The sequence below is a fragment of the Streptomyces sp. CA-251247 genome, from assembly GCF_050952975.1.
Classification (GTDB): Bacteria; Actinomycetota; Actinomycetes; order Streptomycetales; family Streptomycetaceae; genus Streptomyces; species Streptomyces achmelvichensis.
The window spans coordinates 1,081,336-1,106,326 of the sequence record NZ_CP191861.1; the positions used below are offsets into that span (position 1 = coordinate 1,081,336).

At 71.0% G+C, this 24,991-nt stretch carries 24 protein-coding genes and 1 pseudogene; 11 read left to right on the plus strand and 14 right to left on the minus strand.

Annotated elements, in window-relative coordinates; translation table 11 throughout:
- Positions 1-46 precede the first annotated feature (46 nt).
- The gene (locus tag ACQPWZ_RS04595) at positions 47-2,083 is read left to right on the plus strand and encodes an NPCBM/NEW2 domain-containing protein (RefSeq protein ID WP_433570724.1); all 2,037 of its coding nucleotides are present in this window, start codon (positions 47-49) and stop codon (positions 2,081-2,083) included.
- Here the strand turns inward: ACQPWZ_RS04595 and ACQPWZ_RS04600 are convergent.
- A complete protein-coding gene (locus tag ACQPWZ_RS04600) occupies positions 2,067-3,032 on the minus strand; it encodes an ROK family protein (protein ID WP_433570725.1) in 966 nt (321 codons plus the stop codon). The genes ACQPWZ_RS04595 and ACQPWZ_RS04600 overlap by 17 nt on opposite strands.
- Before the next feature lie 213 nt (positions 3,033-3,245).
- On the opposite strand from ACQPWZ_RS04600, the gene ACQPWZ_RS04605 reads away from it, so the two are divergent.
- Entirely contained in the window at positions 3,246-4,235 is a 990-nt protein-coding gene (locus ACQPWZ_RS04605; RefSeq protein ID WP_356702566.1) for a LacI family DNA-binding transcriptional regulator, read from the plus strand.
- A gap of 49 nt (positions 4,236-4,284) precedes the next feature.
- Here the strand turns inward: ACQPWZ_RS04605 and ACQPWZ_RS04610 are convergent, their stop codons facing one another.
- The 6 genes from ACQPWZ_RS04610 to ACQPWZ_RS04635 form a co-directional block, all read right to left on the minus strand.
- Positions 4,285-6,060: a serine/threonine-protein kinase gene (locus tag ACQPWZ_RS04610; protein ID WP_433570726.1), complete on the minus strand. Its 1,776-nt coding sequence runs from the start codon at positions 6,058-6,060 to the stop codon at positions 4,285-4,287.
- 113 nt (positions 6,061-6,173) lie between these two features.
- Positions 6,174-7,463 carry a DUF6986 family protein gene (locus ACQPWZ_RS04615; protein ID WP_340471843.1) on the minus strand — a complete coding sequence of 430 codons (1,290 nt, stop codon included), beginning with the start codon at positions 7,461-7,463 and terminating at the stop codon, positions 6,174-6,176.
- Between the two features lie 152 nt (positions 7,464-7,615).
- Positions 7,616-8,590 carry an electron transfer flavoprotein subunit alpha/FixB family protein gene (locus ACQPWZ_RS04620; RefSeq protein ID WP_340471844.1) on the minus strand — a complete coding sequence of 325 codons (975 nt, stop codon included), beginning with the start codon at positions 8,588-8,590 and terminating at the stop codon, positions 7,616-7,618.
- A 57-nt stretch (positions 8,591-8,647) separates the two neighbouring features.
- Positions 8,648-9,433 (minus strand): electron transfer flavoprotein subunit beta/FixA family protein, encoded by a 786-nt coding sequence (locus ACQPWZ_RS04625; RefSeq protein ID WP_313947743.1) that lies wholly within the window; start codon positions 9,431-9,433, stop codon positions 8,648-8,650.
- Between the two features lie 217 nt (positions 9,434-9,650).
- Positions 9,651-10,157 carry a flavin reductase family protein gene (locus ACQPWZ_RS04630; RefSeq protein WP_356706860.1) on the minus strand — a complete coding sequence of 169 codons (507 nt, stop codon included), beginning with the start codon at positions 10,155-10,157 and terminating at the stop codon, positions 9,651-9,653.
- Between the two features lie 113 nt (positions 10,158-10,270).
- Positions 10,271-10,684, minus strand: a complete 414-nt coding sequence (locus ACQPWZ_RS04635; RefSeq protein ID WP_340471846.1) for a TlpA family protein disulfide reductase — start codon at positions 10,682-10,684, stop codon at positions 10,271-10,273.
- 76 nt (positions 10,685-10,760) lie between these two features.
- Here ACQPWZ_RS04635 and ACQPWZ_RS04640 point away from each other — a divergent pair, with 76 nt between their 5' ends.
- Together ACQPWZ_RS04640 and ACQPWZ_RS04645 are read left to right on the plus strand one after the other, a co-directional pair.
- A complete protein-coding gene (locus tag ACQPWZ_RS04640) occupies positions 10,761-11,177 on the plus strand; it encodes a DUF4395 domain-containing protein (RefSeq protein ID WP_356706858.1) in 417 nt (138 codons plus the stop codon).
- A 160-nt stretch (positions 11,178-11,337) separates the two neighbouring features.
- Positions 11,338-12,060, plus strand: a complete 723-nt coding sequence (locus tag ACQPWZ_RS04645) for a lysophospholipid acyltransferase family protein (RefSeq protein ID WP_340471848.1) — start codon at positions 11,338-11,340, stop codon at positions 12,058-12,060.
- Between the two features lie 88 nt (positions 12,061-12,148).
- Here ACQPWZ_RS04645 and ACQPWZ_RS04650 read toward each other — a convergent pair whose 3' ends face one another.
- From ACQPWZ_RS04650 to ACQPWZ_RS04670, 5 genes are all read right to left on the minus strand, one after another.
- The gene (locus tag ACQPWZ_RS04650; protein WP_340471849.1) at positions 12,149-12,841 is read right to left on the minus strand and encodes a B3/B4 domain-containing protein; all 693 of its coding nucleotides are present in this window, start codon (positions 12,839-12,841) and stop codon (positions 12,149-12,151) included.
- Positions 12,842-13,061: 220 nt separating this feature from the next.
- A complete protein-coding gene (locus ACQPWZ_RS04655) occupies positions 13,062-14,150 on the minus strand; it encodes a threonine aldolase family protein (RefSeq protein WP_433570727.1) in 1,089 nt (362 codons plus the stop codon).
- On the minus strand, positions 14,129-14,884 hold the full coding sequence (locus ACQPWZ_RS04660; protein ID WP_340471850.1) for an SDR family oxidoreductase: 756 nt from the start codon (positions 14,882-14,884) through the stop codon (positions 14,129-14,131). The genes ACQPWZ_RS04655 and ACQPWZ_RS04660 overlap by 22 nt, the downstream gene beginning before the upstream one ends.
- A 26-nt stretch (positions 14,885-14,910) precedes the next feature.
- Positions 14,911-16,332: a DUF6421 family protein gene (locus ACQPWZ_RS04665; RefSeq protein ID WP_356706853.1), complete on the minus strand. Its 1,422-nt coding sequence runs from the start codon at positions 16,330-16,332 to the stop codon at positions 14,911-14,913.
- 81 nt (positions 16,333-16,413) lie between these two features.
- Positions 16,414-17,409, minus strand: a complete 996-nt coding sequence (locus ACQPWZ_RS04670) for an alpha/beta hydrolase (RefSeq protein ID WP_340471852.1) — start codon at positions 17,407-17,409, stop codon at positions 16,414-16,416.
- A gap of 290 nt (positions 17,410-17,699) precedes the next feature.
- Between ACQPWZ_RS04670 and ACQPWZ_RS04675 the strand changes: the two genes are divergently transcribed.
- Complete coding sequence (locus ACQPWZ_RS04675; protein ID WP_340471853.1) at positions 17,700-18,383, plus strand: glycerophosphodiester phosphodiesterase; 684 nt, start codon at positions 17,700-17,702, stop codon at positions 18,381-18,383.
- 49 nt (positions 18,384-18,432) lie between these two features.
- On the opposite strand, the gene ACQPWZ_RS04680 is transcribed toward ACQPWZ_RS04675, so the two are convergent.
- Entirely contained in the window at positions 18,433-18,987 is a 555-nt protein-coding gene (locus tag ACQPWZ_RS04680) for a GNAT family N-acetyltransferase (RefSeq protein WP_340471854.1), read from the minus strand.
- A 71-nt stretch (positions 18,988-19,058) separates the two neighbouring features.
- On the opposite strand from ACQPWZ_RS04680, the gene ACQPWZ_RS04685 reads away from it, so the two are divergent.
- The 6 genes and pseudogenes from ACQPWZ_RS04685 (at position 19,059) to ACQPWZ_RS04710 (ending at position 23,498) form a co-directional block, all read left to right on the plus strand.
- A complete protein-coding gene (locus ACQPWZ_RS04685) occupies positions 19,059-19,445 on the plus strand; it encodes a VOC family protein (protein WP_433570728.1) in 387 nt (128 codons plus the stop codon).
- Between the two features lie 150 nt (positions 19,446-19,595).
- Positions 19,596-20,144 (plus strand): DUF5134 domain-containing protein, encoded by a 549-nt coding sequence (locus ACQPWZ_RS04690; protein ID WP_340471856.1) that lies wholly within the window; start codon positions 19,596-19,598, stop codon positions 20,142-20,144.
- Positions 20,145-20,249: 105 nt separating this feature from the next.
- Positions 20,250-21,191, plus strand: coding sequence for a M56 family metallopeptidase (locus ACQPWZ_RS04695; RefSeq protein WP_356706843.1), 942 nt, complete (start codon positions 20,250-20,252; stop codon positions 21,189-21,191).
- Positions 21,192-21,219: 28 nt separating this feature from the next.
- A complete protein-coding gene (locus ACQPWZ_RS04700; protein WP_433570729.1) occupies positions 21,220-21,906 on the plus strand; it encodes a phosphatase PAP2 family protein in 687 nt (228 codons plus the stop codon).
- Between the two features lie 19 nt (positions 21,907-21,925).
- Positions 21,926-22,615: pseudogene (locus ACQPWZ_RS04705) on the plus strand (HAD family hydrolase); the annotation flags it as partial.
- A 226-nt stretch (positions 22,616-22,841) separates the two neighbouring features.
- Positions 22,842-23,498, plus strand: coding sequence for a TetR/AcrR family transcriptional regulator (locus ACQPWZ_RS04710; RefSeq protein ID WP_433570730.1), 657 nt, complete (start codon positions 22,842-22,844; stop codon positions 23,496-23,498).
- Here ACQPWZ_RS04710 and ACQPWZ_RS04715 read toward each other — a convergent pair.
- The gene (locus ACQPWZ_RS04715) at positions 23,480-24,985 is read right to left on the minus strand and encodes an LVIVD repeat-containing protein (protein ID WP_340471860.1); all 1,506 of its coding nucleotides are present in this window, start codon (positions 24,983-24,985) and stop codon (positions 23,480-23,482) included. The two genes, ACQPWZ_RS04710 and ACQPWZ_RS04715, sit on opposite strands and share 19 nt — an antisense overlap.
- Positions 24,986-24,991: the final 6 nt, after the last annotated feature.

Here is a 24,991-nt window from a genome sequence, read left to right on the forward strand (position 1 = left end):
TACATGACGCCGCCTCAAACAGGTGCGAGTACGGAGGAAAGTCACGATGCGATACCTTCCCACCCGCAGTACCCGCCATCGAGTCGTCGGAGCGCTGGCCACCCTGCTGCTCAGCGCCGGAGGCTTAGGTACCCCGGCCGTGGCCGCCGCCCCGGTCACGGGGGCGGAACCCCGTCCCGCCGCTCCACAGGTCGACGACGCACAGGCTCTCACCCCGCCGATGGGCTTCAACAACTGGAACTCCACCCACTGCCGGGCGGAGTTCAACGAGTCGATGGTCAAGGGGATCGCCGACCTCTTCGTCGAGAAGGGGCTCAAGGCCGCAGGCTACGCATACGTCAACCTCGACGACTGCTGGGCCCTGCCGCAGCGCAACGCCGAAGGCAAACTCGTTCCCGACCCCGTGCGCTTCCCGAACGGCATCAAGGCCGTCGCCGACTACGTGCACTCCAAGGGACTGAAGTTCGGCATCTACACCAGCGCGGGGACCAAGACCTGCAACGACGCCGGGTTCCCGGGCGCTCTGGGCCACGAGTACAGCGACGCCCAGCAGTTCGCCGACTGGGGCGTCGACTACCTCAAGTACGACAACTGCAACAACCAGGGCGTGGACGCCAAGCTCCGCTACACCACCATGCGCGACGCCCTGCGGGCGACCGGCCGCCCCATCGTCTACAGCATCTGCGAGTGGGGCGAGAACAAGCCGTGGGAGTGGGCCAAGGGCGTCGGCCAACTCTGGCGCACCACCGGTGACATCAGCGATCACTGGGGCTCGATGCTGTCCATCATGAAGCAGAACCTGCCGCTCGCCCCCTACGCGGGACCCGGCCACTGGAACGACCCCGACATGCTCGAGGTCGGCAACGGCGGGATGACGGACACCGAGTACCGCTCCCACTTCTCCATGTGGTCGGTCATGGCGGCCCCGTTGCTCATCGGATCCGATCTGCGCAAGGCCCCGGCCTCCGCCTTCGAGATCCTCGGCAACCGTGAGGTGATCGCCGTCGACCAGGACCCGCTGGGCAAGCAGGGCGCCGTGGTCTCCTCCGCGGGCGGCCGGTGGGTCGTGGCCAAGGAGATGCAGGACGGCAGCCGTACGGTCGCGCTGTTCAACGAGAGCGGCGCTCCGCAGCGGATCGCCACCACCGCGAAGGCCGTCGGCCTCCCGAGCGCGCCCGCGTACCGGATGCGCGACCTGTGGAAGCACTCCGACACCAACACCGCGGGGACGATAGCCGCGACGGTTCCGGCGCACGGCACCGTGCTGGTGCGTGTCTTCGTCGACCGGAAGTGGGCCCTGCTCCCGCCGGCCGTCGAAGTGAGCGCCGACGAGGGCCTGATGAGGGAAGCCGGACGGACGGGCACGCTCACCACCACCGTCACCGATCTCGGCCGCACACCAGCACTGGCGGTGTCCGTCTCCCTGACCGGCCCGGCGGGCTGGAAGCTCAGGCCCACGTCCCCGACCACCGCGGCCGCGCTCCCGAGCGGCAGGAAGCTCACCACCGCCTGGGAGACGGCGATCCCCGCGGGCACGCCCCCCGGTGCGTACGACCTGACGCTCACGGCCGCCTACCGCTCGCCGACCGGGCAGCGGCTCACCTCCGCCGTGCCGGCGCGGATCCAGGTCGTGGTGGCGCCACCGGCCGGTGAGTCGTATCCGAGCGATCTGGGCTGGCTGAGTGCCGCCAATGACTGGGGTCCGGTCGAGAGGGACCGGAGCAACGGCGAGAGTGAGGCGGGCGACGGCGGGCCGATCACGATCGGCGGCCAGGAGTTCGCCAAGGGCCTCGGCGTCCACGCCGCGAGTGCTGTGGAGTACTACACGGGCGGGAGGTGCTCCACGCTCACCGCGCAGGTCGGGCTCGACGACGAGACGGGAACACGCGGCACGGTGACGTTCGAGATCTGGGCGGATGGCGAGAAGGTCACCTCGACCGGCGTCCTGACCCAAGCGATGCCCGCTCAGCCGATCTCGGCCGACGTGAGCGGCGCCGAGGTCGTCCGGCTGGTGGTCACCGACGGCGGGGACGGCATCAGCTACGACCATGCCGACTGGGGCGATCTCAGGATCGGCTGCTGACGACCGCTGCCGCCTCGCCGTGCCGGGCGAGCGAGGCGGCAGCGGCGGCGCCCACGAGGCCCGCGTCCGTGCCCGTCAGGGCGGGGACGACACGGAGGCGCTGGACGAAGGAGAGCGTGGCGTAGTCGTGCAGGGCCCGGCGCAGCGGCGTGAACAGGACGTCCCCCGCGCCCGCCACTCCCCCGCCGATCACGGCTATCTCTATCTCCACGAGCGTCGCGGTCGCGGCGATACCTGCGGCGAGGGCCTGGGCGGCGCGGTCGAAGGAGGCGGTGGCGACCGGGTGTCCGGCCCGGGCCGCCGCGGCCACGGCGGCGGCCGAGGTGTCACCGTCGGGTCCGGGCCGCCAGCCGCCTTCCAGCGCGCGCCGGGCGATGTTCGGGCCGCTGGCGATCCGCTCCACACAGCCGCGGGCGCCGCAGGGGCACAGGTCCCCGTCGAGATCGACGCTGATGTGGCCGATGTGACCGGCATTGCCGGTGGGGCCGGGGTGCAGCTTGCCGCCGAGGACGAGTCCGCCGCCGACGCCGGTCGACACGACCATGCACAGGGCGTTGTCGTAACCGCGGGCCGCGCCCTGCCAGTGTTCGGCGGCGGTCATCGCGACGCCGTCACCGACGAGTTCGACGGGCAGCCCGCCGGATGCCTGCCGGACGCGCGAGACCAGGGGGAAGTCGCGCCAGCCGGGGACGTTGACCGGGCTGACCGTGCCGGCCGAGGCGTCCACCGGGCCCGCGCTGCCGATACCGACGGCCGATGCCTGGGCCCACAGCGGTGAGGCGGACAGGTCGGCGAGCACCGCCTCGACCGCGTGCATCACCGTCTCGGCGCCCTCGGTGGCCGGTGTGGGGCGCTGCGCCCGCTGAACGATGCGGCCGCTGCCGTCCACCAACGCGCCGGCGATCTTGGTGCCGCCGATGTCCAGCGCGGCGACGAGGTCGGTATGCATTGGTGTGGGATCCCCCGGGAAACTGGTCGGACCTGCGGTTAGGTAACCAGTCTCCATTCCCCTGACAACGTTGTCCAGGCCCTATGCTCGACGGTACAGCTTCGCATACGCCGCACAACGACAGGACTACGCACTGTGGCCGATACCGACCGCCCCTCGCACACCCCCGTGCGCACGCGAGGTCCCGAGCCCCGATACGGGAATCGTCCCACCATGAAGGACGTCGCCGCACGTGCCGGAGTCGGTCTGAAGACGGTCTCCCGCGTGGTCAACGGCGAGGCCGGTGTGACACCCGACACGGAACGCCGGGTGCAGGAGGCGATCGAGTTCCTCGGCTTCCGCCGCAACGACAGCGCGCGGGTGCTGCGCAAGGGGCGCACCGCCTCGATCGGGCTGGTGCTGGAGGATCTGGCCGACCCCTTCTACGGCCCGCTGAGCCGCGCGGTCGAGGAGGTCGCCCGGGCCCATGGCGCGCTGCTCATCAACGGGTCCAGCGCCGAGGACCCCGACCGCGAGCAGGAGCTGGTGCTCGCACTGTGCGCCCGCCGGGTCGACGGTCTCATCGTGATCCCCGCCGGGCACGACCACCGCTATCTGGAGCCGGAGATCAAGGCCGGTATCGCCACGGTGTTCGTGGACCGGCCGGCCGGTCAGATCGACGCGGACGTGGTGCTCTCCGACAGCTTCGGCGGCTCCCGGGCCGGCGTCGCCCATCTGATCGCGCACGGCCACCGCCGTATCGGCTTCATCGGCGACCAGCCGCGGATCCACACGGCTGTCGAGCGACTGCGCGGCTACCGCGCGGCCATGGAGGACGCCGGGCTCGACGTGGACGACTCGTGGGTGTCGCTCGGTTCCACGGCGCCCGAGCGGGTGCGCTCGGCCGTCACCGGGATGCTGTCCGGGCCCGAGCCGGTCACCGCGCTGTTCGCCGGCAACAACCGGGTGACCGTCACCGCCGTGCGGGTGCTGGCGGAGCGGGAGCAGCAGGTGGCCCTGGTGGGCTTCGACGACATCGAGCTCGCGGATCTGCTCGGGATCACGGTGATAGCCCAGAACGCGGCCTCACTGGGACGCACGGCCGCGGAGCGGCTGTTCCGGCGCCTCGACGGCGCGGACGACGAGCCGGCCCAGGTCGCCCTGGAGACGGTGCTGATCCCGCGGGGCAGCGGTGAGATCCCGCCGCCCGCGGGCGACCGCTAGACACCCGCGGGCCCGCCGCCCGCCCTGCCCTGCCCTGCCCTGCGCTGGGTCAGCAGACCGGCAGGCCGGGCACCGGCTCGTCGTTGTGGCCGCCCTGGATGTTGACGTCGCTGACGAAGACTCCGGTGTTGCCGCTGTCGTCGTCGGTCTTGGCCCACCAGACGTTGGTCCACTGCCCGTGGGTCTCGCGGCGGCCCAGGTTCTGCTGGCAGTAGAAGTAGTTGGTGCCCGCCTTCAGCACACCCTTCTCGGTGCCGGACGCCGTGTACGAGGTGGCCGTGCGCCACACCTTGCAGTTGTACTTGCCGCCACCGATCGCATGACAGACGGGCGCGGGATCCGGGTCGGAGCCGCCGCCCGTCGCCGCACCGCCACCGGTCGCGCTGCCGGATCCGCCGCCCGAGGTGTCCGATGCGCCGCCGGTGGTGTCGCCGGCTCCCGCACCGCCTCCCTTGCCGGACGAACCGCCCGTGGATTCGCCCGCGCCGTTCGTTCCGGCGGCCGGCGGCTTGGCGGACTTCGACGGGGACGTATCGGCGTCCGGCTCGGAGGGCCCGGAGCTCGGGCTCTTCCCCCCGGGTGCGACCTCGCTGCCCGCTTCCGTCTTGTCGCCCGCGCCCTTGGACGGTGACGTGCCCTCGCCGCCCGCCAGTTCGGCGGTCGAGGAGCCGCCGCGGTCGACAAGGGCGTACGTCACGCCTCCGCCGGCGAGCAGGACGGCAGCGACGCCCGCGGCGATGAGCATCCGGCCGCGGCCGCGGGACGTCGGCGCGGGCCGGGAACCCTGCGGGGCGACCGGCGCCGTGACGGCGGGGACGGCCGGTGCCGGTGCGGCGGCTACCGGTTCGGGGGCTGCCGGACCGAATCCTTCGGGACGGTGCGGTGCCGCGTTGAGTACGGTCGGCACCCGGGTCGCCGGCTCCTGCGGGCCGGGCGCCGGCGGTCCCAGCGGCGCGGTGGAGGCGGTGGCGGTGTCGGCGGCGGCCGCGGCCAGCAGCCGGGCCGCGGTGTCCGCGTCGGGGCGCTGTGCGGGGTCCTTGTGCAGGAGTTGCCGGAGCACGGGGCCCAGCGCCCCGGCTCGCTGCGGCTCGGGCAGCGGTTCCACCACGATGGCGTTGAGCGTCGACCAGGTGGAGGTGCGCCGGAACGGGGCCGCGCCCTCGACCGCCGCGTACAGCGTGGCGCCCAGTGCCCAGATGTCGGAGGCGGGACCGGGCTCCTGACCCTGCGCCCGTTCGGGTGCCAGGTAGTCGAGCGAGCCGACCAGTTCGCCGCTGCGGGTCAGATGGGTGGTGGAGCCGTCGCCCGGGTCGTCCATCGCGGCTATGCCGAAGTCGGTGAGCACGACGCGGCTGTCGGCCCCGGAGGCTCCGCCCCGGTCCAGCAGGACGTTGCCGGGTTTGACGTCCCGGTGGAGCACGCCGACACGGTGGGCGGCGCCGAGGGCCTCCATGACCTTGGCCCCGATACGGGCGGCCTCGCGCGGGTCGAGCACGCCCTGGCTGCTCAGCACGTCGTCGAGGGACGGGCCGTCGATGAGCTCCATGACGATGACCGGGCGGCCGTCGTGGTCGGTGACGTCGTGCACGGCGATGACGGAGGGGTGGCGTATGCGGGCGGCGGCCCGCGCTTCGCGCTGCATCCTGATCCGCAGGTCGGCCAGTTCGGGGCCGGACGAGTCGGAGTAGGTACGCAGTTCCTTGACGGCCACCTCGCGGCCCAGCACCTCGTCGACGGCGCGCCAGACGACTCCCATGCCGCCGCGGCCCAGTTGTTCGATCACCCGGTAGCGGCCGGCCAGCCGCTCGTTCTCCCCCGACGTCACCGCTGCCCCGTTCCTGTTCCGTGTCTGTGCGCATTCCGCCTGCGCGGGCGTGCGCGTTCCAGGTACAGACTAGGCGGAGCAGCAGGGGCAGCAGTGACGGGAGTTGGCCACCGTTACTGGGCTGTGGCGGTGAGATCCCCTCGCCGCGGAGCCGCGAAGCTGTCGAGACCCGCGCGGGTCAGACCGGTGAGGTCGGCCACCTCGGCGGTGTCCAGCGCCCCGCAGTCGATGCCGCGCAGCAGGTAGGAGCTGAGCGCCTTGGCGGTGGCCGGCTCGTCCATGACATCGCCGCCCGCGTGGTTGGCGTAGGCGGCGAGGCGGGCGGCCGCCTGCTCGAAGCCCTCGCGGTAGAAGGCGAACACGGCGGCGTAGCGGGTCGGAAGATGGCCGGGATGCATGTCCCAGCCCTGGTAGTAGGCGCGCGCCAGGGCCCGGCGGGTCAGTCCGTAGTGCAGCCGCCAGGCGTCGTGCACCTGCTCGGTGGGGCCGACGGGGAGCACATTGGTGGAGCCGTCCGAGACGCGTACCCCGGTGCCGGCGGCCGCGACCTGCATGACGGCCTTGGCATGGTCGGCGGCGGGGTGGTCGCTCGCCTGGTAGGCGGCGCTGACGCCCAGGCAGGCGCTGTAGTCGAAGGTGCCGTAGTGCAGCCCGGTGGCGCGGCCCTCGGCGGCGTCGATCATGCGGGCGACGGCGGCGGTGCCGTCGGCGGCGAGGATGGACTGGCTGGTCTCGATCTGGATCTCGAAGCCGATCCGGCCGGCGTCGAGTCCGCGCGCCTTCTCGAACTCCTCCAGCAGCCGGACCATCGCGGTGACCTGCTCGGCGTAGGTGACCTTGGGGAGGGTCAGCACGAGTCCACCCGGGAGGCCGCCGTGTTCCATGAGGCCGGTCAGGAAGATGTCGAGCGTGCGGATGCCCCGGTCGCGTACGGGCGCCTCCATGCACTTCATACGGATGCCCATGTACGGCGCGGCTGTTCCCTGCGCGTAGGCCTCGGTCACCAGACGGGCGGCCCTGGCCGCGTCGGCGTCCTCGCCCTGTCCGCTGTAGCCGTCCTCGAAGTCGATGCGCAGGTCCTCGATGGGCTCGCGCTCCAGCTTGGCCCGTACACGCCGGTACACGGGCTCGGCCAGTGCGTCCGAGAGACCGAGAACGGCGGCGAGGGAGGCGGCGTCCGGGGCGTGTTCGTCGAGTGCCGCGAGCGCCTGGTCTCCCCAGGAGCGGATGGTGCCGGCGGCGAAGACGTCACCCGGTACATAGACGGTGTGAACGGGCTGGCGGGTGCCGGGGTCTCCCGGGTAGCGACGGGCGAGCTCCGCGTCCACCGGTGCGAGGGAAGCGCTGATGCCCTCGCTGACCGCGCCGGCGAGGCTCGTTGCCACCTTCTCCTGCTGACCCATCCCACACCCTCCTGTTTTCCACTTCACGGAATCAACAATCCGCATAGTGAAGTTAATAGGCGGTCGCGACCTGCGTCAATGGTCCCCCGAACGCGGCCGGGGCCGCACGGTGGCAATCACCGTGCGGCCCCGGCCGTTCAGAGCGGTGCGGGTCAGCCCTTGCGGGTCGTGACCTGTTCGGTCAGCTGGGGGACGACCTCGAAGAGGTCGCCGACCACGCCGTAGTCGACGAGGTCGAAGATCGGGGCCTCGGCGTCCTTGTTGACGGCCACGATGGTCTTCGACGTCTGCATACCGGCGCGGTGCTGGATCGCACCGGAGATGCCGGACGCGATGTACAGCTGCGGCGAGACCGACTTGCCGGTCTGGCCGACCTGGTTGGAGTGCGGGTACCAGCCGGCGTCGACGGCGGCGCGGGAGGCGCCGACGGCCGCGCCGAGCGAGTCGGCGAGCGCCTCGATGATCGCGAAGTTCTCGGCGCCGTTGACGCCGCGTCCGCCGGAGACCACGATCGCGGCCTCGGTCAGCTCGGGGCGGCCGGTGGACTCACGCGGGGTGCGCGAGACGACCTTGGTGCCGGTCGCCGCCTCGGAGAAGGAGACGGACAGGGCCTCGACCGTGCCGGCGGCGGGAGCGGCCTCGACGGCGGCCGAGTTCGGCTTGACCGTGATGACCGGGGTGCCCTTGCTGATACGGGACTTGGTCGTGTACGACGCCGCGAACGCGGACTGCGTGGCGATGGGGCCTTCGTCGCCGGCCTCCAGGTCGACGGCGTCGGTGATGATGCCGGAGCCGATACGGACCGCGAGGCGGGCCGCGATCTCCTTGCCCTCGGCGGAGGACGGTACGAGCACGGCGGCCAGGGAGCCCCCGGCGGACACTGCCTCGTACGCGGCCTGGAGCGCGTCCACCTTCGGCACGACGAGGTAGTCGGCGAACTCGGGAGCGTCGGCGGTCAGCACCTTGACCGCGCCGTGCTCGGCCAGCGCGGCGGCGGTGGACTCGGCACCGGCGCCGAGCGCGACGGCGACCGGGTCGCCGATGCGGCGGGCCAGCGTCAGCAGCTCCAGCGTGGGCTTGCGGACGGCACCGTCCAGGTGGTCGACATAGACGAGAACTTCAGTCATGGGACTTCAATCTCCTGCGAATGCGAAAGAGCTGGGGGCGGTGAGAGGCGCTCGGCCTCAGATGAACTTCTGGCTCGCGAGGAACTCCGCGAGCTGCTTGCCGCCCTCGCCCTCGTCCTTGACGATCGTGCCCGCGGTACGCGCCGGGCGCTCCGTGGCCGAGTCGACCTTGGTCCAGGAGCCTTCGAGACCGACCTCGGCGGCGTCGATCTCCAGGTCCTCGAGGTCCAGGGACTCCACCGGCTTCTTCTTGGCCGCCATGATGCCCTTGAAGGACGGGTAACGCGCCTCGCCCGACTGGTCGGTGACCGACACCAGCGCCGGGAGGGAGGCCTCCAGCTGCTCGGACGCCGAGTCGCCGTCGCGACGGCCCTTGACGGTGCCGTCCTCGACCGAGACCTCGGAGAGCAGCGTGACCTGGGGGACGCCCAGACGCTCGGCGAGGATCGCCGGGAGCACGCCCATCGTGCCGTCCGTGGACGCCATGCCACAGATGACCAGGTCGTAACCGGTCTTCTCGATCGCCTTGGCCAGCACCAGCGAGGTGCCCATGACGTCGGAACCGTGCAGATCGTCGTCCTCGACGTGAACGGCCTTGTCCGCACCCATCGAGAGCGCCTTGCGCAGCGCGTCCTTGGCGTCGTCCGGGCCGACGGTCAGCACGGTGATCTCCGCGTCGTCCGCCTCGTCGGCGATCTGCAGCGCCTGCTCGACCGCGTACTCGTCCAGCTCCGACAGCAGACCGTCCACGTCGTCACGGTCGACGGTCAGGTCATCGGCGAAGTGCCGGTCGCCGGTGGCGTCGGGCACGTACTTCACACAGACAACGATCCTCAAGCTCACGCCGGCTCTCCTACTACATCGGTCATTTCTGTGGGGTCCCCGGCGCCGTGGGCCAGGGGCCTGCCTTATGCAGGCAGCATAGGCGCCTGAAGGCGGGGTTTCCGGTCGGGGCGACCGGTGCCCTGAGCGAAATATTACTCACCAGTACATCCCTCATGTACCCCGTGAGCAAGCGCTTGGAACTGTGACGTTGCCAACGCTGCGTAACCGGGAACTCTCAGTCCCGCAGGGCGTTGAAGCGACCTTGGTGATAGACGAGCGGGCCGGCCGTTCCCGTCGAATCCCCCGCCACCACCTGGGCGATGACGAGGTGATGGTCCGCGGCCGGGACGCGCGCGACGACCCGGCAGACCATCCAGGCGGGCACATCGTCGATGACGGGCACGTTCTCGGGGCCGTTGCGCCAGCGGGTGGGCGCGGCGAAGCGGTCCGCTCCGCTGCGGGCGAAGGTGGCGGCCAGCTCCTGCTGGTGCTCGCCGAGGATGTGGACGCCGACGTGCTCCGCCCGGGCTATCACCGGCCAGCTGGAGGACGCCGTCCCGACCCCGAAGGAGATCAGCGGCGGGTCGGCCGAGACCGAGCTGAGGGAGGTGGCGGTGAAACCGACGGGCTTCTCGTCCTGCGCGGTGATCACCGACACACCGGCGGCGTGGCGGCGGAAGACGGCGCGGAGCAGCTCGGGCGAGGCCACTCGTGGAGTACCGAGATCAGGCGTAGCGGTCATGGAGTGCGGGCCGGCCCACGGAGGGAAGGTTCTTCGGACACAGCGTCAGCCTGGCGATGCGTGGCACGTGCAGTCAAGTGCTGCCCAGAAGGTGCGAGACGGATCACGGTGCGTCACACCGCCCGGCCGAGCGCGTTGATCACATCCGCCTTACGGGGCTGACCGGCGGCGCGGGTGACGATGTGTCCGGTGGAGTCGAGCACCAGGACGGTCGGTGTCTTGAGGATGCCGAGCTCGCGGACGAGCGTCAGCCGCTCCTCAGCGTCGATCTCGACGTGGGTCACGCCGTCGATCATGCCCGCGACATCGGTGAGGGTGCGCCGCGTGGCCCGGCACGGCTGGCAGAAAGCACTGGAGAACTGCACGAGCGTCGCCCGTCGCCCCAGCTCCGCCCCCAGATCGGCCGGGCTCAGCCTCTTCCCCGCATCCCGACCGCGCACCTTCAGCCTCCCGCCGTTCTTCCTGTGCCACACCCCGAACACGCTCGCCGCCGCGAGCACCAGCGCGCACACCACAAGTCCGCTCATCCTCAACTCCAGCGTTCACAGGACTGCAAAGATTCCCACCGCTCCAGGGCCCGTGCGGTGCGTGATCCTGAACAGCATGGACATCGACGTCAGGGGCCCGCGCTTCGGGGCCGCCGTCACCACGGCCGTACTCGCCGTCGTACTGATCACCGCAAGCGGCGGCCTGCTCGCCTGGCAGGCCCTGTGCTTCGCGGCGGGTGCGCTGCTGGGAGTGCCGCGCTCGCCGTACGGGTGGCTCTTCCGCACCGCCGTCAGGCCGAGGCTCGGGCCGCCTGCCGAGCTGGAGTCCCCGGCGGCGCCGCGGTTCGCCCAGGGGGTCGGGCTCGCCTTCGCGCTCCTCGGGCTGATCGGCTACGTCGCCGGACCCGCATGGCTGGGCGTCGCGGCGACCGCCTGCGCTCTTGCCGCCGCCTTCCTCAACGCCGTCTTCGGCTATTGCCTCGGCTGCGAGATGTACCTGCTTCTGCGGCGGGTGACGCCAAGGCGTCCATAATGTGACGGGAAGGACGTGACAAGAATCTCGCCGACCTCCGCCACCAGGACTGGCCAGCACGCCGCCCATGGGGCACGATCGGCGCAATGCCGAAAACCTACGGCTGCGTAACTTCCGCCGGGAGAACCCTCCCCGGGCACAACAGAAGGGCCCTCTCCAGATGGCAGAGCTCGTCTATCGGCCGGTCATCGGCGCCGCTCGCACCATGTTCAAGGCGCTGGACCTGAAGATCGACACTCAGGGTTCGGAGAACATCCCGCGCACCGGCGGTGCTGTGCTCGTCAGCAACCACATCAGCTACCTGGACTTCATCTTCACCGGCCTCGCCGCGCTGCCGCAGAAGCGGCTCGTGCGCTTCATGGCGAAGGACTCCGTCTTCCGGCACAAGATCTCCGGCCCGCTGATGCGCGGCATGAAGCACATCCCGGTGGACCGCAAGCAGGGTGAGGCCGCCTACGAGCACGCCCTCGAATCCCTGCGCTCGGGCGAGATCATCGGCGTCTTCCCCGAGGCCACCATCTCGCAGTCGTTCACGCTGAAGTCGTTCAAGTCCGGTGCCGCACGGCTGGCGCAGGAGGCGGGCGTGCCGCTCATCCCCATGGCGCTGTGGGGCACGCAGCGGGTGTGGACCAAGGGCCGCCCGCGCAACTTCCGCCGCAGCCACATCCCCGTCACGATCCGGGTGGGCGAGCCGGTCGAGGCACCCACCGACCAGTACGCGGGTGCGATCACCCGCCGGCTGCGCGAGCGCGTGCAGGAGCTCCTCGAAGCGGCTCAGCGCGCCTATCCCGTGCGCCCCAAGGACGCGTCCGACACCTGGTGGGTGCCCGCGCACCTCGGGGGTACGGCGCCGACTCCGGCCGAGGTCCGCGAAGCCGGCTGAAACGTCACGCCCGTCGGCGGGCACGCCCCTCGACGGGCCGCGCCGCGCACACCCGACCGGGCAGCAGGCCCGCCCGTGCGCCCACTCCTCAGTGCGGCGGACGGATCGTGATGCGCGCGCCCGGGCTCAGCTTCTCCAGCGACTCGGCGAGTTCGGTGCCCGCGGCCTCGAGCTCGCCGGTCGTCATGGGGGCCAGCGACTCCAGCAGGAAGACCGCGTTCACCGACTCCTCGGTGAGCCGGGTGCGCGGCCCCTGGCGCCAGTTCCAGCGCCGGCAGGTGACGCCTTCGTCGTCGCGCCAGACGACCTCGCCCGCGTCCGGGTGCTCCACCGTCTCCTCGCCGCCGGCGACGGTGACGAACGGTTCGCTGCCGGTGGCGCGCACCAGGTGCATCCCGCCCCGGATGCGGTCCAGGTCCTCGCCGCCGACCGGAATCAGATGGGCCACGCTGATGGCGTTGTAGAGGTCGACCAGCACATTGATCCGCGGCAGTCCGCCGTCCGCGAGCGCCCTCCTGGCCAGCGCCTCGGCGGAGTTGCGGGTGCGGGACGGCTTGGAGCCGAAAGCGGTGTACGCCGCGCGCCAGGCGGCCATGTGCGGGTCCTCGTGCGGGGCGCGTCCGTCCAGCCGCTCGGCGAGCCGTGCGGCCGCGGCGTCCAGCAGTGCCGAACTCTCAGCGGTACTCGGCCCGTTGACCAGGCCGTGTGCCTCGACGGCCAGGTGGACGAATCCGGGGACGAGGTCCCTGACCTCGTCGGAGACGGTGAGCGAGAGCGTCATGCCGGGCTGCCTCACAGTGCGCTGGGGAGACGGTGCCGGAGCGCTCGACCGGCCGGTGCGGACGGGTGGCGCACGGCGGGCACCGCGGGACGTGGTACATCGTACCGTACTGGACAGTCCATCCCATTGGACTCTTCGGCGGATCCACGGCGCCACAGCGCCCGCGGGCCGGCCGGACAGTGTCCGGCCGGCCCGTATGCCCGGCTGCTCCCTCGCGGCGCTACGCCGCCATCTCCTCCTTGAGCGCCTGGACGAAGGCGTCGACGTCCTGCTCCGTGGTGTCGAAGGCGCACATCCAGCGCACATCGCCGGCGGCCTCGTCCCAGAAGTAGAAGCGGAACCGCTTCTGCAAGCGCTCCGTCACCGCGTTGGGCAGCCGCGCGAAGACCGCGTTGGCCTGCACGGGGTACAGGATTTCGACGCCGTCGACACCGCGTACGCCGTCGGCCAGCCGCTTCGCCATGGCGTTGGAGTGCCGGGCGTTGCGCAGCCACAGATCGCGCGCGAGCAGCGCCTCGAGCTGTACGGAGACGAAACGCATCTTGGAGGCGAGCTGCATGGACATCTTGCGCAGATGCTTCATGTGGCTGACGGCGTCCGGGTTGAGCACGACCACGGCCTCGCCGAACAGCATGCCGTTCTTCGTGCCGCCGTAGGACAGCACATCGACGCCGACGGCATTGGTGAACGTACGCATCGGGACGTCCAGGGACGCCGCCGCGTTGGCTATCCGGGCGCCGTCGAGGTGGACCTTCATCCCGTGCCCGTGGGCGTGCTCGACGATCGCGCGGATCTCGGCCGGGGTGTAGACCGTGCCCAGCTCGGTGTTCTGGGTGATCGAGACGACCTGCGGCATCGCCCGGTGCTCGTCCTCCCAGCCCCAGGCCTGCCGGTCGATGAGCTCGGGGGTGAGCTTGCCGTCCGGGGTCGGCACGGTGAGCAGCTTGAGGCCGCCCATCCGCTCCGGTGCGCCGCCCTCGTCCACGTTGATGTGCGCGGACTCGGCGCAGATCACCGCGCCCCACCGGTCGGTGAGCGCCTGGAGCGCCGTGACGTTGGCGCCGGTGCCGTTGAACACCGGGAAGGCCTCGGCCGTCGGCCCGAAGTGGCTGTGCATGACGCGCTGGAGATGGTCGGTGTACTCGTCCTCGCCGTAGGCGACCTGATGACCGCCGTTGGCGAGGGTGAGCGCCGCCAGGACCTCGGGGTGGGCGCCCGCGTAGTTGTCGCTCGCGAAGCCGCGCACCTCGGGGTCGTGATGGCGGCGGGCCGCCGTCGGTGCGGCCTTCACGGTTTGGGGGTCAGCCACAGACGCTGTCCATTCGCTTCCCTGGCGGGCCGGTCCCAGACCCCGGCGATGGCTTCCGCCAGTTCCGTCACGTCCGTGAAGCCCGCGAACTTCGCATTCGGGCGCTCGGCGCGCATGGCGTCGTGCACCAGTGCCTTCACGACCAGGATCGCAGCCGCGGCCTTCGGGCCGTCGTCGCCCCCCGCCTTGCGGAAGGCGTCGGCGAGGGCGAGCGTCCAGGCCTCGGCCGCGGCCTTCGACGCGGCGTAGGCAGCGTTGCCGGCGGTCGGGTTGGACGCGCCGGCCGCGCTGATCAGCAGAAAGCGCCCCCGGTCGCTGCGCAGCAGCCCGTCGTGGAAGGCGAGCGAGGTGTGCTGGACGGTGCGGATCAGCAGCTTCTCCAGCAGGGTCCAGTCCGCGAGCTTCGTCTCCGCGAAGGACGGGCTTCCGCGCCAGCCGCCGACGAGATGGACCAGGCCGTCGATGCGGCCGAACTCCTTCTCCGTCTTGTCGGCCCACTCCCGCGCGGCGTCCAGGTCGAGCAGGTCGACCGTGTCCCCCGTGACGGTCGCTCCGCCGTGCGCGTACCGGGCGGCGTCGACCGCCTCGGCGAGCCGCTCGGGATCGGCGTCCGAGGCGACGACCGTCGCGCCCGCCTCGGCGAGGCGCAGCAGGGTGGCGCGGCCCGCGGGGCCCGCCGCTCCCGCCACCGCGACCACGGCGCCGTCCAGCGGCGCGTTCGAGCCTGAGTTCATGGTCGTGGTCTCCTTTGTGCGCGTGCTCATGCGGCTGCCCCGGAGGGCGTCGCGCCGTCGGCCGCTGCCGTACCCGCCGCGGTGATGCCCTTCGTGGAGGCGATCACCGTCTTCAGCTTCTTGGAGAGCGCCTCGAAGAACATGCTGAGCGGAAACTCGTCGGGAAGCACGTCGTCGACGAGTTTCCGGGGAGGCTGTGACAGGTCGAGGGCGTCCGGGCCCTTGGCCCAGCGCGAGCCGGGGTGCGGGGCCAGGTAGGTGGAGACCAGGTCGTACGCGGCGAACCAGTGGACCAGCTTGGGGCGGTCGATGCCGTCGCGGTAGAGCTTCTCGATCTCGGCGCACAGCTGGTTCGTGACCTGCGGCGCCCGCTCCCAGTCGATCTTCAGGGTGTTGTCGGTCCACCGCAGTACGTCGTGCTTGTGCAGGTAGGAGAAGAGCAGCTGGCCGCCGAGGCCGTCGTAGTTGCGCACGCGCTCGCCGGTGACCGGGAAGCGGAACATGCGGTCGAAGAGCACGGCGTACTGAACGTCGCGGCCGTGGGAGTGGCCCTCGGCATCGAGCTTCACGGCCTCCTTGAAGGCGGTGAGGTCGCAGCGCAGCTCCTCGAGGCCGTACATCCAGAACGGCTGGCGCTGCTTGATCATGAAGGGGTCGAAGGGCAGGTCGCCGTGGCTGTGGGTGCGGTCGTGGACCATGTCCCAGAGCACGAAGGCCTGCTGGCAGCGCTCCTGGTCACCGATCATCTCCTGGATGTCCTCCGGGAGTTCGAGACCGAGTACCTGCACCGCCTCACTCGTCACGGCGCGGAAGCGCGCGGCCTCGCGGTCGCAGAAGATGCCGCCCCAGGTGAAGCGCTCGGGGGCCTCGCGCACGGCGATCGTCTCCGGGAAGAGCACCGCGGAGTTGGTGTCGTAGCCCGCGGTGAAGTCCTCGAAGGTGATGCCGCAGAAGAGGGGGTTGTCGTAGCGGGTGCGCTCAAGCTCGGCGAGCCACTCGGGCCACACCATGCGCAGCACGACCGCTTCGAGGTTGCGGTCCGGGTTGCCGTTCTGCGTGTACATCGGGAAGACGACGAGGTGCTGGAGCCCGTCGGCGCGGCCCCGGGCGGGCTGGAAGGCCAGCAGCGCGTCCAGGAAGTCGGGTATGCCGAAGGCGTCGTCGGCCCACTTGCGCAGGTCGGCGACGAGCGCGCGGTGGTACTCCGCGTCGTGCGGCAGGAGCGGGGACAGTTCACCGATCGCGTCGATGACGCGGTCCACCACCGCTTCGGCGTCGACACGCGCGGGGGCGTCCTCGGCGTCGAAGTCGATGGAGCCGTCCTTGGACTGCCAGGGACGGATCTCCTCGACGGCATTCTTGAGCCTCGTCCAGGCCGGGTGCTCGACGACCCGGTCGGCGGGGGATATGGGCGCAGGTGCGGCGTCCTGCACAAGAATTTCCGTCATGTCACTTCCTCCACAGGAGAACCTCGCGTCAAGACACCGTATCTATGCCCGGTTCTCCGGTACAAGTAGCCAGAAGCGAAATTATTCTTCCCCACGTTCATGATCACCGGAAGGTTTGCGGTTGATCATGGTCGAGGCAATGACTTCTGCCACACCGGCCATCGCGTCCTTCGCCTCGTCGACCACATTGCTCAGCGCGAGGAAGCCATGGAACATCCCCGGATAGTGGGCTTCCGTGACCGGTACGCCCGCCTCGGCGAGCCGCTTCGCGTACGCCCGCCCCTCGTCGCAGACGGGGTCGCAGCCGGCCGTGACGATGTGCGCCGCAGGCAGTCCGGCGAGCTCGGCGTGCAGCGGGGAGGCCAGCGGGTGATGGATGTCACCGTCCGGCCCGAGGTAGAGGTCGCGGAACCAGCGGACATGCTCGGCGGTGAGGTAGTAACCCTCCGCGTTGGTGCGGTGCGACTCCGTGTCGAGAGCCGCGTCGGTCGCCGGATAGATCAGCACCTGCAGCGCGACGTCCGGGCCGCCGCGCTCGCGAGCGACGAGCATGGCGCAGGTGGCGAGGTTGCCGCCGGCGCTGTCCCCCGCGACGACCAGGGCGCGCGGGTCGCCTCCCAGCTCGCCGATGTGGTCCGCGGCCCAGCACACGGCGGCGTACGCGTCCTCGATGGGGACCGGGAAGCGCACCTCGGGAGCGAGGCGGTAGTCGACGGCGACGACGACGGCCCCCGCGTCCCGGCAGAGCTGGCGGCACAGGCGGTCGTGGCTGTTCAGCCCGCCGAGCACCCAGCCGCCGCCGTGGAAGAAGACAGCCGTCGGCCAGGGCCCGGGTCCGGCTTCGGGAAGGGGACGGTAGACGCGCACCGACAGCTCGGGGGCGCCGGGCGGGCCGGGGATCGTCCGGTCGGCCACCCCGCCCACCTTGGGCCGGCCGAAGGGCGACAGGGAGGCGTCCATGATCCGCCGCGCCTCCACGGCATCGGTCACCGACACCCCGACGTCCGGGAAGACGGCAGCCAGAATGTCGACGAACTCCCTCACCTCGGGCCTCAGCCGGTCTCTCCCGACGGTCATCCGGGTCTCCCTCGTCCGTGAGATCAGTGTGTCGGCCCCAGCGTTCCTTCCCGGCGCGGCGGCCCGCAGGATTTTGCGCAGGGCTGACATGACGTCAAGCCGTACAGGACGCGCCCACGAGCGGGGGACACGACAGGCGCCCGAGTGGCCGGAAGTCGGCGCCAATCACCCCTGTTACCGCGTGCGAGAGCGGTTTCATCCGGGGTTGCGGCTACTAGGCTGCGTCCTTGCCGCGCCGCGTCGTCAGGCCACGCCGCGCGGGAGCCGCCGTCGACGGAAGCGAGAGAATCTTGACTTTCCTCACCATCGGTCATCGCGGGGTCATGGGCGTCGAGCCGGAGAACACCCTGCGTTCCTTCGTCCGGGCCGAGCGGGCCGGGATGGACGCCATCGAACTGGATCTGCATCTGAGCAAGGACGGCGCGCTCGTCGTCATGCACGACGCCGACGTGGACCGTACGACGGACGGCAAGGGACCCATTGCCGACAAGACCCTGGCGGAGCTGCGCGAGCTCGACGCGGGCCAGGGCGAGCGGGTGCCGGTCTTCGAAGAGGTCCTCGACGCGGTGCACGCACCGCTCCAGGCCGAGATCAAGGACGTCGCCGCGGCGCGCGCCCTCGCCGAGGTGATGAGGAAGCGCGACCTCGTCCACCGGGTCACCGTCTCGTCCTTCCACGACGACGCGGTGGCCGAGATCGCCTCGCTGGTGCCGGGTGTCCGCACGGTGCTGATCGCGAGCCGCTGGGGTGCCGACATCGTCGACCGCGCCAAGGCCGTGGGCGCGGGAGCCCTCGCCCTGAACATCCGCCGGCTGACCCTGGAGACGGTCGAGCACGCCCACGGCGAAGCGCTTCAGGTGATCGGCTGGGTGGTCAACACCCAGGACCAGCTGCGGCTGGTTCGCGCCCTCGAACTCGACGGCGCGACCACCGACTACCCGGAGATCCGGCGCACCGGGCGGTTCACCGCGTAGGGCGTGTCGGTCGGTCAGGGCCCGGCTGCGGTGCGGAGCCGGTGGGGGATCACGCCGTCAGATCCTTCACCAGCAGCTCGAAGACCAGGTCCTCGCGCTGCGGGATGCCGAAGCGCTCGTCGCCGTACGGGAAGGGCGTCAGCTCTCCCGTACGGCGGTAGCCGCGCCGCTCGTACCAGGCGATCAGCTCGTCCCGCACCGAGATCACCGTCATGTGCATCTCGCGCACGCCCCACATCTGACGTGCACTGCGCTCCGCCTGGGCGATGACCAGACGTCCCAGCCCCTCGCCCTGAAGCTTCGGGCGGACGGCGAACATGCCGAAGTAGGCGGCCTCGCCTCGGTGTTCGAGCTGGCAGCAGGCGATCAGCTCACCATCGCGCTCCACGACGAGGAGGCGGCTGCCGGGGGATTCGATGACCTCGCGCACGCCCTCGGGATCGGTGCGCCGGCCGCCGAGAATGTCCGCCTCGGTCGTCCAGCCGGTCCGGCTCGTGTCACCCCGGTAGGCGGACTCGATCAGCCCGACCAGCGCCGGTGTGTCGGCGGCGACGGCGTCGCGGTACGTCAGCTCGCCGGAGTCCCGGGGCGGCGCGGTGTCCATGGATCGCTCTCCGTTCTCAACAGCGTGCGCGTGCCACGAGAGTACCCGCGGACACGATCTAGGGTTCGGGCATGGTGCATGTGCTGAGCAGCCGGATCCTTCTGCGTCCCACCGACCCCGAGCGCTCCCGGCAGTTCTACGGGCAAAAGCTCGGACTCGCCGTCTACCGGGAGTTCGGGAGCGGTCCCGAGCGGGGCACGGTCTACTTCCTCGGGGGCGGCTTCCTCGAGATCTCGGGCCGCTCCGAGCCTCCCGCCGCGAACGGGCCCCAACTGTGGCTCCAGGTCGAGGACGTGGCGGCCGTCCACGCGGAGCTGGCGGAGCAGGGTGTCGAGGTGCTGCGGCCACCCGTGCAGGAGCCGTGGGGGCTGATCGAGATGTGGATCGCGGACCCGGACGGCCATCGGATCGCCGTCGTCGAGGTGCCCGGCGATCATCCGCTGCGTCACCGCCCCTGAGCCGGCCGCCGGGGAGCGGGCGGGGCGCGCGGGCGGAGGGCGCGGGCCCGGACGCCGCTCAGTGCTCCCTGTGCACCCCCGTGCGCTCGCGTACCCCCGGTGGTGGCCGGGCATCGACCTCTCGACATCCGTCGATGGGGGAGGTTCGCCGTGCACGGACCCGCGATGTCCGGCTGGCTGCTCATGGCGCTGTGCGGAGCGACCGGCCTGTACTGCCTGGTGCGGATGCGCGGCACCTCCGGCGAGGCGCGCAGGGCGGCCGGCGGAGAGGCGCTGATGGGTTTCGGCATGGCGGCGATGGCGCTGCCGGCAGCCGTGGTCGTGCTGCCGGTGTGGGCCTGGACGGGGTACGCGGCCGTCTTCGGCGCCGCGGCGCTCGCGGCCCTGTGGCCGGCCCGCCGTGGTCGGCATCATCTGCACCACGCGGTCGGTTCGCTCGCGATGGTCTACATGGCGTTGGCGATGGCCCCCGGAGGCGGCGCCCACACCGGTCACGCCCCGGCCGGCGTACCGCTGCTGACCGGCGCGCTGCTCGTGTACTACGCGGCGTACGTCCTGCGCTCGGGGGTGCGGCTGGTGCCCGTCCCGGCTGCCGCGGGCGTCAGCGGAACGCTCTCCTTCGGCACCCGGCCCGAGCTCGCTCCGGCCTGCAGACTGGCGATGGGCCTCGCGATGCTCGCCATGCTGCTCACCCTCTGACGCCCCCGACGGACCGCCGCGAGACCGGTCGCGAAGACCGTGGCGTACATCACTTGGCGCGCAGGGTCATACCCGCAAGTAGCCGCGCGCTCATAGGCTGACGGCATGTTGGTCTCCCTCGTGCTGCTGACGCTCGGCGCACTGGCCGCCGTGGCGGCTCCGCGACTGCTGTCGCGTGCCGACTGGCCGGAGCGCGAGCCGGTGGTGGCCCTGTGGGTGTGGCAGTGCGTGGTGGCGGCGGTGCTGTTGTCGTTCGCGCTGTCGATGACCTTCAGCGCGGCGGCGGCCTGGCAGCTCGTCCGCGGTCATGTCTTCGCACCCGCGCCGCACGGGGTCGTGGAGGCCTACGCCCTCGGGGCGAACGGGCCGTGGTCGGCCGTCCTCGCGGTCGTGCTGGCCTGCGGCGGCCTGTGGACCGCCGCCATGCTCACCCGGGAGATCCGCCGGGCCCGGCTGCGCCGCAGGCAGCGGCGCAGCGAGCTGCTGGTGCGCTCCCCCCTCATGCCGGGCGAGCAGCCGGGCAGTGAGCCGTTGGTCGTCCTGGAGGGGGCACGCCCCGACGCGTGGTGGCTGCCCGGTGCCGCGCCTCAACTGGTCATCACCACCGCGGCGTTGCGACGGCTGAAGGGCCGTCAGCTCGACGCGGTCCTGGCGCACGAGCAGGGTCACGCCCAGGCACGCCACGACTGGCTGCTGCACTGCTCCTCGGCGCTCGCCAACGGGTTCCCGCAGATCCCGGTGTTCGCCGCGTTCCGCGACGAGATGCACCGGCTGGTGGAGCTGGCCGCCGACGATGTCGCCTCGCGCCGCTTCGGGCGGCTCACGATCGCTCTGGCGCTGGTGGAACTGAACGAGGATCGCGGGGTGTTCGGTCCGTGCCCCACTCCGGACGCCCAGCTGCCGCAGCGCGTCAACCGGCTGCTGGCGCCCGTTCCGCGGCTCACCGCGGGCCGTCGTCTGCGGTTGACCGCCGCGGCCGCGCTGGTGCCGGTGGTACCGCTGCTGGTGGCCTTCGTCCCCGCACTTCGTGCGCTGGGTCAGCCGTAGATCTCCTTTCGCGGGGAAGATCCCTCTCATGCACTCGCCACATCCCGCTCCGACCACTCCCCCGGAGGCCGGACCGCCGGCCGGCCCGGTGCGCACCGGGTCGCTGCTGGTCGGGCTCTTCGCCGTCCTGCTGTTCCTGGTCACGATCGCCTGGTCACCGCTCATCGCCTTCGACCGCTCCGTCGCCGACGGACTGCACGTGTGGGCCGTCGAGGATCCAGGGCTCGTCCGGGTGAACCGCGTCCTGAGCGACTGGGTGTGGGACCCCTGGACGATGCGTGCGCTGATCGCCGTGGCCGTGGTGTGGCTGTGGTGGCGGAGCGAACGCCTGCTCGCCGTGTGGGTGGCGGCGACGAGCGCGGTCGGCACCTTCCTCCAGCAGGGTCTGAAGTCCGCGGTGGGCCGCGAGCGCCCGGAGTGGCCCGATCCGGTCGACTCGGCCCACTTCTCGGCCTTCCCGTCGGGCCACGCGATGACGGCCATGGTCACCTGCGTGACGGTGCTCTGGCTGCTGCGGCGCCACGGGGTGGAGGCGCAGTGGTGGCTGTGGGCCGTGGTCGTGGCCGTGCTCTCGGTGGTCGGGGTGGGCCTGACCCGGCTCTATCTCGGCGTCCACTGGCCCACCGACGTCCTGGGCGGCTGGCTGCTCGGGGCGGGCTGGGTGGCGTTTTCGGTCACGGCGTACGAACGGACGGTCTTGTCGCGGCAGCACTGAGCCGGAGAGGATCGTCGTCATGCCGGTCAAGGGTGTGCTGTTCGACTTCTCGGGAACGCTGCTGCACAGCGAGTCGGTGTCCGACTGGCTCCGGGCGAGCCTGGAGGTCTGCGACGCCGAACTCCCCGAGCCCGGGTTCTCACACCTTGCCGGCGAGCTCGCGGCGGCCGGCGCTCTGCCGGGAGGCCCTAAGCCGGCTGTGATCCCGCCGCATCTCGTGGAGGTGTGGGCGGCCCGCGACGCGTCCATGGAGCACCACCGCGCCGCGTACACCGGTCTGGCGCGCGGCGTCGAACTGCCGGATCCCCGCCTCTGCGACGCGCTGTACGAACGGCACATGCAGCCCGCGGCCTGGCGCCCCTACCCCGACGCCGCCGAGGTGCTGGGCGCACTGCGGGAGCGGGGGCTCGGCATCGCGGTGGTGAGCAACATCGGCTGGGACCTGCGGCCGGTCGTGCGGGCCCATGGCCTGGACGCCTTCGTGGACGCGTACGCGCTGTCCTACGAGCACGGCGTGCAGAAACCCGATGCACGGCTGTTCCGTGCGGCCTGCGAGGCGCTGGGCCTGCGTCCGGGCGACGTACTCATGGTCGGGGACGACCGGCGCGCGGACGGGGGCGCCGCGGATCTCGGATGTGCCGTCCACTTCGTGGATCCTCTGCCGGTGGAGGAACGGCCCGACGCTCTGCGGAAAGTGCTGGATCTCGTGGACCGAGCGGACCGAGCGGACCGGGCGGCCCGCGCGGACCACGGGGCCCCGATTCGTCCGGACAACGGCCGGACGAGAGACACTGAAGGCATGACGAAGCCACCCGAACCGGACGATCCCCCGCGTCGCCCGGTTCGGGCAGCACCCCGCTGACCAGGCCCTGAAGCCCGCACAGCGGAACACGCTGAGTATATTGGCTGAGAGCCAGTCAACGCAGGAGTCCAGCATGTCCCCGCGGAGCGCATCGGTCAATGAAGAGCTTCGTCGGCGTTCCCGGGAGCGGCTCCTCCAGGCGACCGTGGAACTGGTCGACGAGCGTGGCTACGAGGCCACGACCCTTGCCGACATAGCCGACCGGGCGGGTTCCGCTCGCGGTCTGGTCTCGTACTACTTTCCGGGGAAGCGGCAGCTTCTGCAGTCGGCCGTGCACCGTTTGATGCATCTCACACTCCGGGAGGCACTGGAGCGGGAGCCGCGGACCGAGGACGGACGCGAACTGCTGGCGCGGGCGATCGACGCCGTACTCGGGCTCGCCGTCGACCATCCGGTCCTGATGCGGACCCATATGTCGGGCGTGCTCCAGGCCGAGGGCTTTGTGCAGTGCCCCGAGCAGCAAGAGCTGGCGCTGCAGCTGCGGACCACCGTGGAGCGGTACGGCTCCCAGCAGGCCGAGGTGGACTATCCGCTGCTGCGGGCCCTGCTGATGGGCGCGGTCTTCGCGATCCTGCTGCCCGGCGCGCCGATGCCGCTCGCGCGTCTGCGGGCGGAGCTCTTCCAGCGCTACGGGCTGGACTGGGAGCTCGGCGTCCCGCCGGGCGGAGATCCGCCCGGCGGGACGACGTACGACACCAGGGAGGTCCTGGGTCAGTCGCGGTCGAAGTAGTCGGGCTGGGTCTGCACGTTGAGCTCGTGCAGCCGCACCCGCTTCGCCGGGTCCGTACGCCTGTCGTTGAGCTTCAGGACGTCGAGACCCTTCGCGATGTCGTTCGAGTAGATGTAACCGTTGTAGTAGTACGCCGACCAGGGACCTGCCGTGGTGACCTGGTCGAGGGTGACGGGACCACGCTCGAAGAAGGCGATCTCCTTCGGCCTGCTCGAGTTGGTGAAGTCCCAGACCGAGATACCGCCCTGGTACCAGGCCTGGACCATGATGTCGCGGCCCTTCACCGGGATGATCGAGCCGTTGTGCGCCACGCAGACCTCGGCGTCGGCCTGGTGCCGGTCGATCTTGAAGTAGCTGCGGAAGACGAGCTTGCGCTTGTCGCCGCGGCCGACGAGGTCGTAGACGCCGTCGGCGCCGCGGTTCGGGCCGATCTCCTCGTTGCAGGTGGCCGCTCCGCCGCCGCCGAGCTCGTCGGTGAAGACGACCTTGTCGGCGTCCTGGTTGAAGGTCGCCGAGTGCCAGAACGCGAAGTTCACGTTGTCCTGGACGCGGTCGATGACCTTCGGACGCTCCGGGTCCTTGATCGAGAACAGGATGCCGTCACCCATGCAGGCGCCGGCGGCCAGGTCCTTCGAGGGGAGCACGGTGATGTCGTGGCAGCCGGTCGTCTTGGAGACGCCCGGGTTGGTGGGCGAACCGGGGTTGCCCCCGCCGTCCGGACCCTCACCGGGGAAGAGCACCGGGAAGTTCACGATCCTCGCCTGCTGCGGGGCCTTGCGCGGCACCTTGATGACGGAGATGCCGTCGTGCGGCGGCTGGCAGTCCGGGAAGGCCGCGCTCGGCGAGTACGACGAGACGTAGATGTAGACGTCGCGGCGCTCGGGCACCAGCGTGTGCGTGTGGGAGCCGCACGCGGTCTCGACAGCGGCGATGTACTTGGGGTTGCGCTTGTCGCTGATGTCGAAGATCTTCATGCCCTCCCACGACGACTTCTCGGTCGCGGGCTGCGTCGTGCTGTTGCACGAGTTGTCGCTGCGCGAGGAGTCGGTGGAGAGGAACAGCAGGTCCCCGGAGACCGAGATGTCGTTCTGGCTGCCGGGACACAGCACCTGAGCGACCGTCTTCGGCGCCTTCGGGTTGCTGATGTCGAAGATCCGGAAGCCGTCGTAGTTGCCCGAGTAGGCGTACTTGCCCTGGAAGGCGATGTCCGTATTGGTGCCCTTGAGCGCGTCCTTGGGGACGTTGGTGAGGTGCTCGATGTTGTCGCTGTGGACGATCTCGTCCACGCCGGGTATCTCACCACTCGCCATGGCGGAGCGGTCCTGCGCCGCCTGGCCCGAGGAGATCTCCTTGTGGGCGGCCTTGTCCCCGGGGTCGGGTGTGGCGGCCGCGGGTCCGGCCGTCAGCAGCGTGGCGAGGAGCCCGGCCGCGGCTGCCGCCACGCCCAGACGTCTGCGCCGCACTCGGGTGGTGTGCAACAGGGTCACTGCGTC

Coding starts and splice junctions, on each gene's coding strand:
- ACQPWZ_RS04595 (WP_433570724.1), top strand. CDS start 47: ATGCGATACCTTCCCACCCGCAGTACCCGCCATCGAGTCGTCGGAGCG.
- ACQPWZ_RS04600 (WP_433570725.1), bottom strand. CDS start 3,032: ATGCATACCGACCTCGTCGCCGCGCTGGACATCGGCGGCACCAAGATC.
- ACQPWZ_RS04605 (WP_356702566.1), top strand. CDS start 3,246: ATGAAGGACGTCGCCGCACGTGCCGGAGTCGGTCTGAAGACGGTCTCC.
- ACQPWZ_RS04615 (WP_340471843.1), bottom strand. CDS start 7,463: ATGGGTCAGCAGGAGAAGGTGGCAACGAGCCTCGCCGGCGCGGTCAGC.
- ACQPWZ_RS04620 (WP_340471844.1), bottom strand. CDS start 8,590: ATGACTGAAGTTCTCGTCTATGTCGACCACCTGGACGGTGCCGTCCGC.
- ACQPWZ_RS04630 (WP_356706860.1), bottom strand. CDS start 10,157: ATGACCGCTACGCCTGATCTCGGTACTCCACGAGTGGCCTCGCCCGAG.
- ACQPWZ_RS04635 (WP_340471846.1), bottom strand. CDS start 10,684: ATGAGCGGACTTGTGGTGTGCGCGCTGGTGCTCGCGGCGGCGAGCGTG.
- ACQPWZ_RS04640 (WP_356706858.1), top strand. CDS start 10,761: ATGGACATCGACGTCAGGGGCCCGCGCTTCGGGGCCGCCGTCACCACG.
- ACQPWZ_RS04645 (WP_340471848.1), top strand. CDS start 11,338: ATGGCAGAGCTCGTCTATCGGCCGGTCATCGGCGCCGCTCGCACCATG.
- ACQPWZ_RS04650 (WP_340471849.1), bottom strand. CDS start 12,841: ATGACGCTCTCGCTCACCGTCTCCGACGAGGTCAGGGACCTCGTCCCC.
- ACQPWZ_RS04660 (WP_340471850.1), bottom strand. CDS start 14,884: ATGAACTCAGGCTCGAACGCGCCGCTGGACGGCGCCGTGGTCGCGGTG.
- ACQPWZ_RS04665 (WP_356706853.1), bottom strand. CDS start 16,332: ATGACGGAAATTCTTGTGCAGGACGCCGCACCTGCGCCCATATCCCCC.
- ACQPWZ_RS04670 (WP_340471852.1), bottom strand. CDS start 17,409: ATGACCGTCGGGAGAGACCGGCTGAGGCCCGAGGTGAGGGAGTTCGTC.
- ACQPWZ_RS04680 (WP_340471854.1), bottom strand. CDS start 18,987: ATGGACACCGCGCCGCCCCGGGACTCCGGCGAGCTGACGTACCGCGAC.
- ACQPWZ_RS04685 (WP_433570728.1), top strand. CDS start 19,059: ATGGTGCATGTGCTGAGCAGCCGGATCCTTCTGCGTCCCACCGACCCC.
- ACQPWZ_RS04695 (WP_356706843.1), top strand. CDS start 20,250: ATGTTGGTCTCCCTCGTGCTGCTGACGCTCGGCGCACTGGCCGCCGTG.
- ACQPWZ_RS04700 (WP_433570729.1), top strand. CDS start 21,220: ATGCACTCGCCACATCCCGCTCCGACCACTCCCCCGGAGGCCGGACCG.
- ACQPWZ_RS04710 (WP_433570730.1), top strand. CDS start 22,842: ATGTCCCCGCGGAGCGCATCGGTCAATGAAGAGCTTCGTCGGCGTTCC.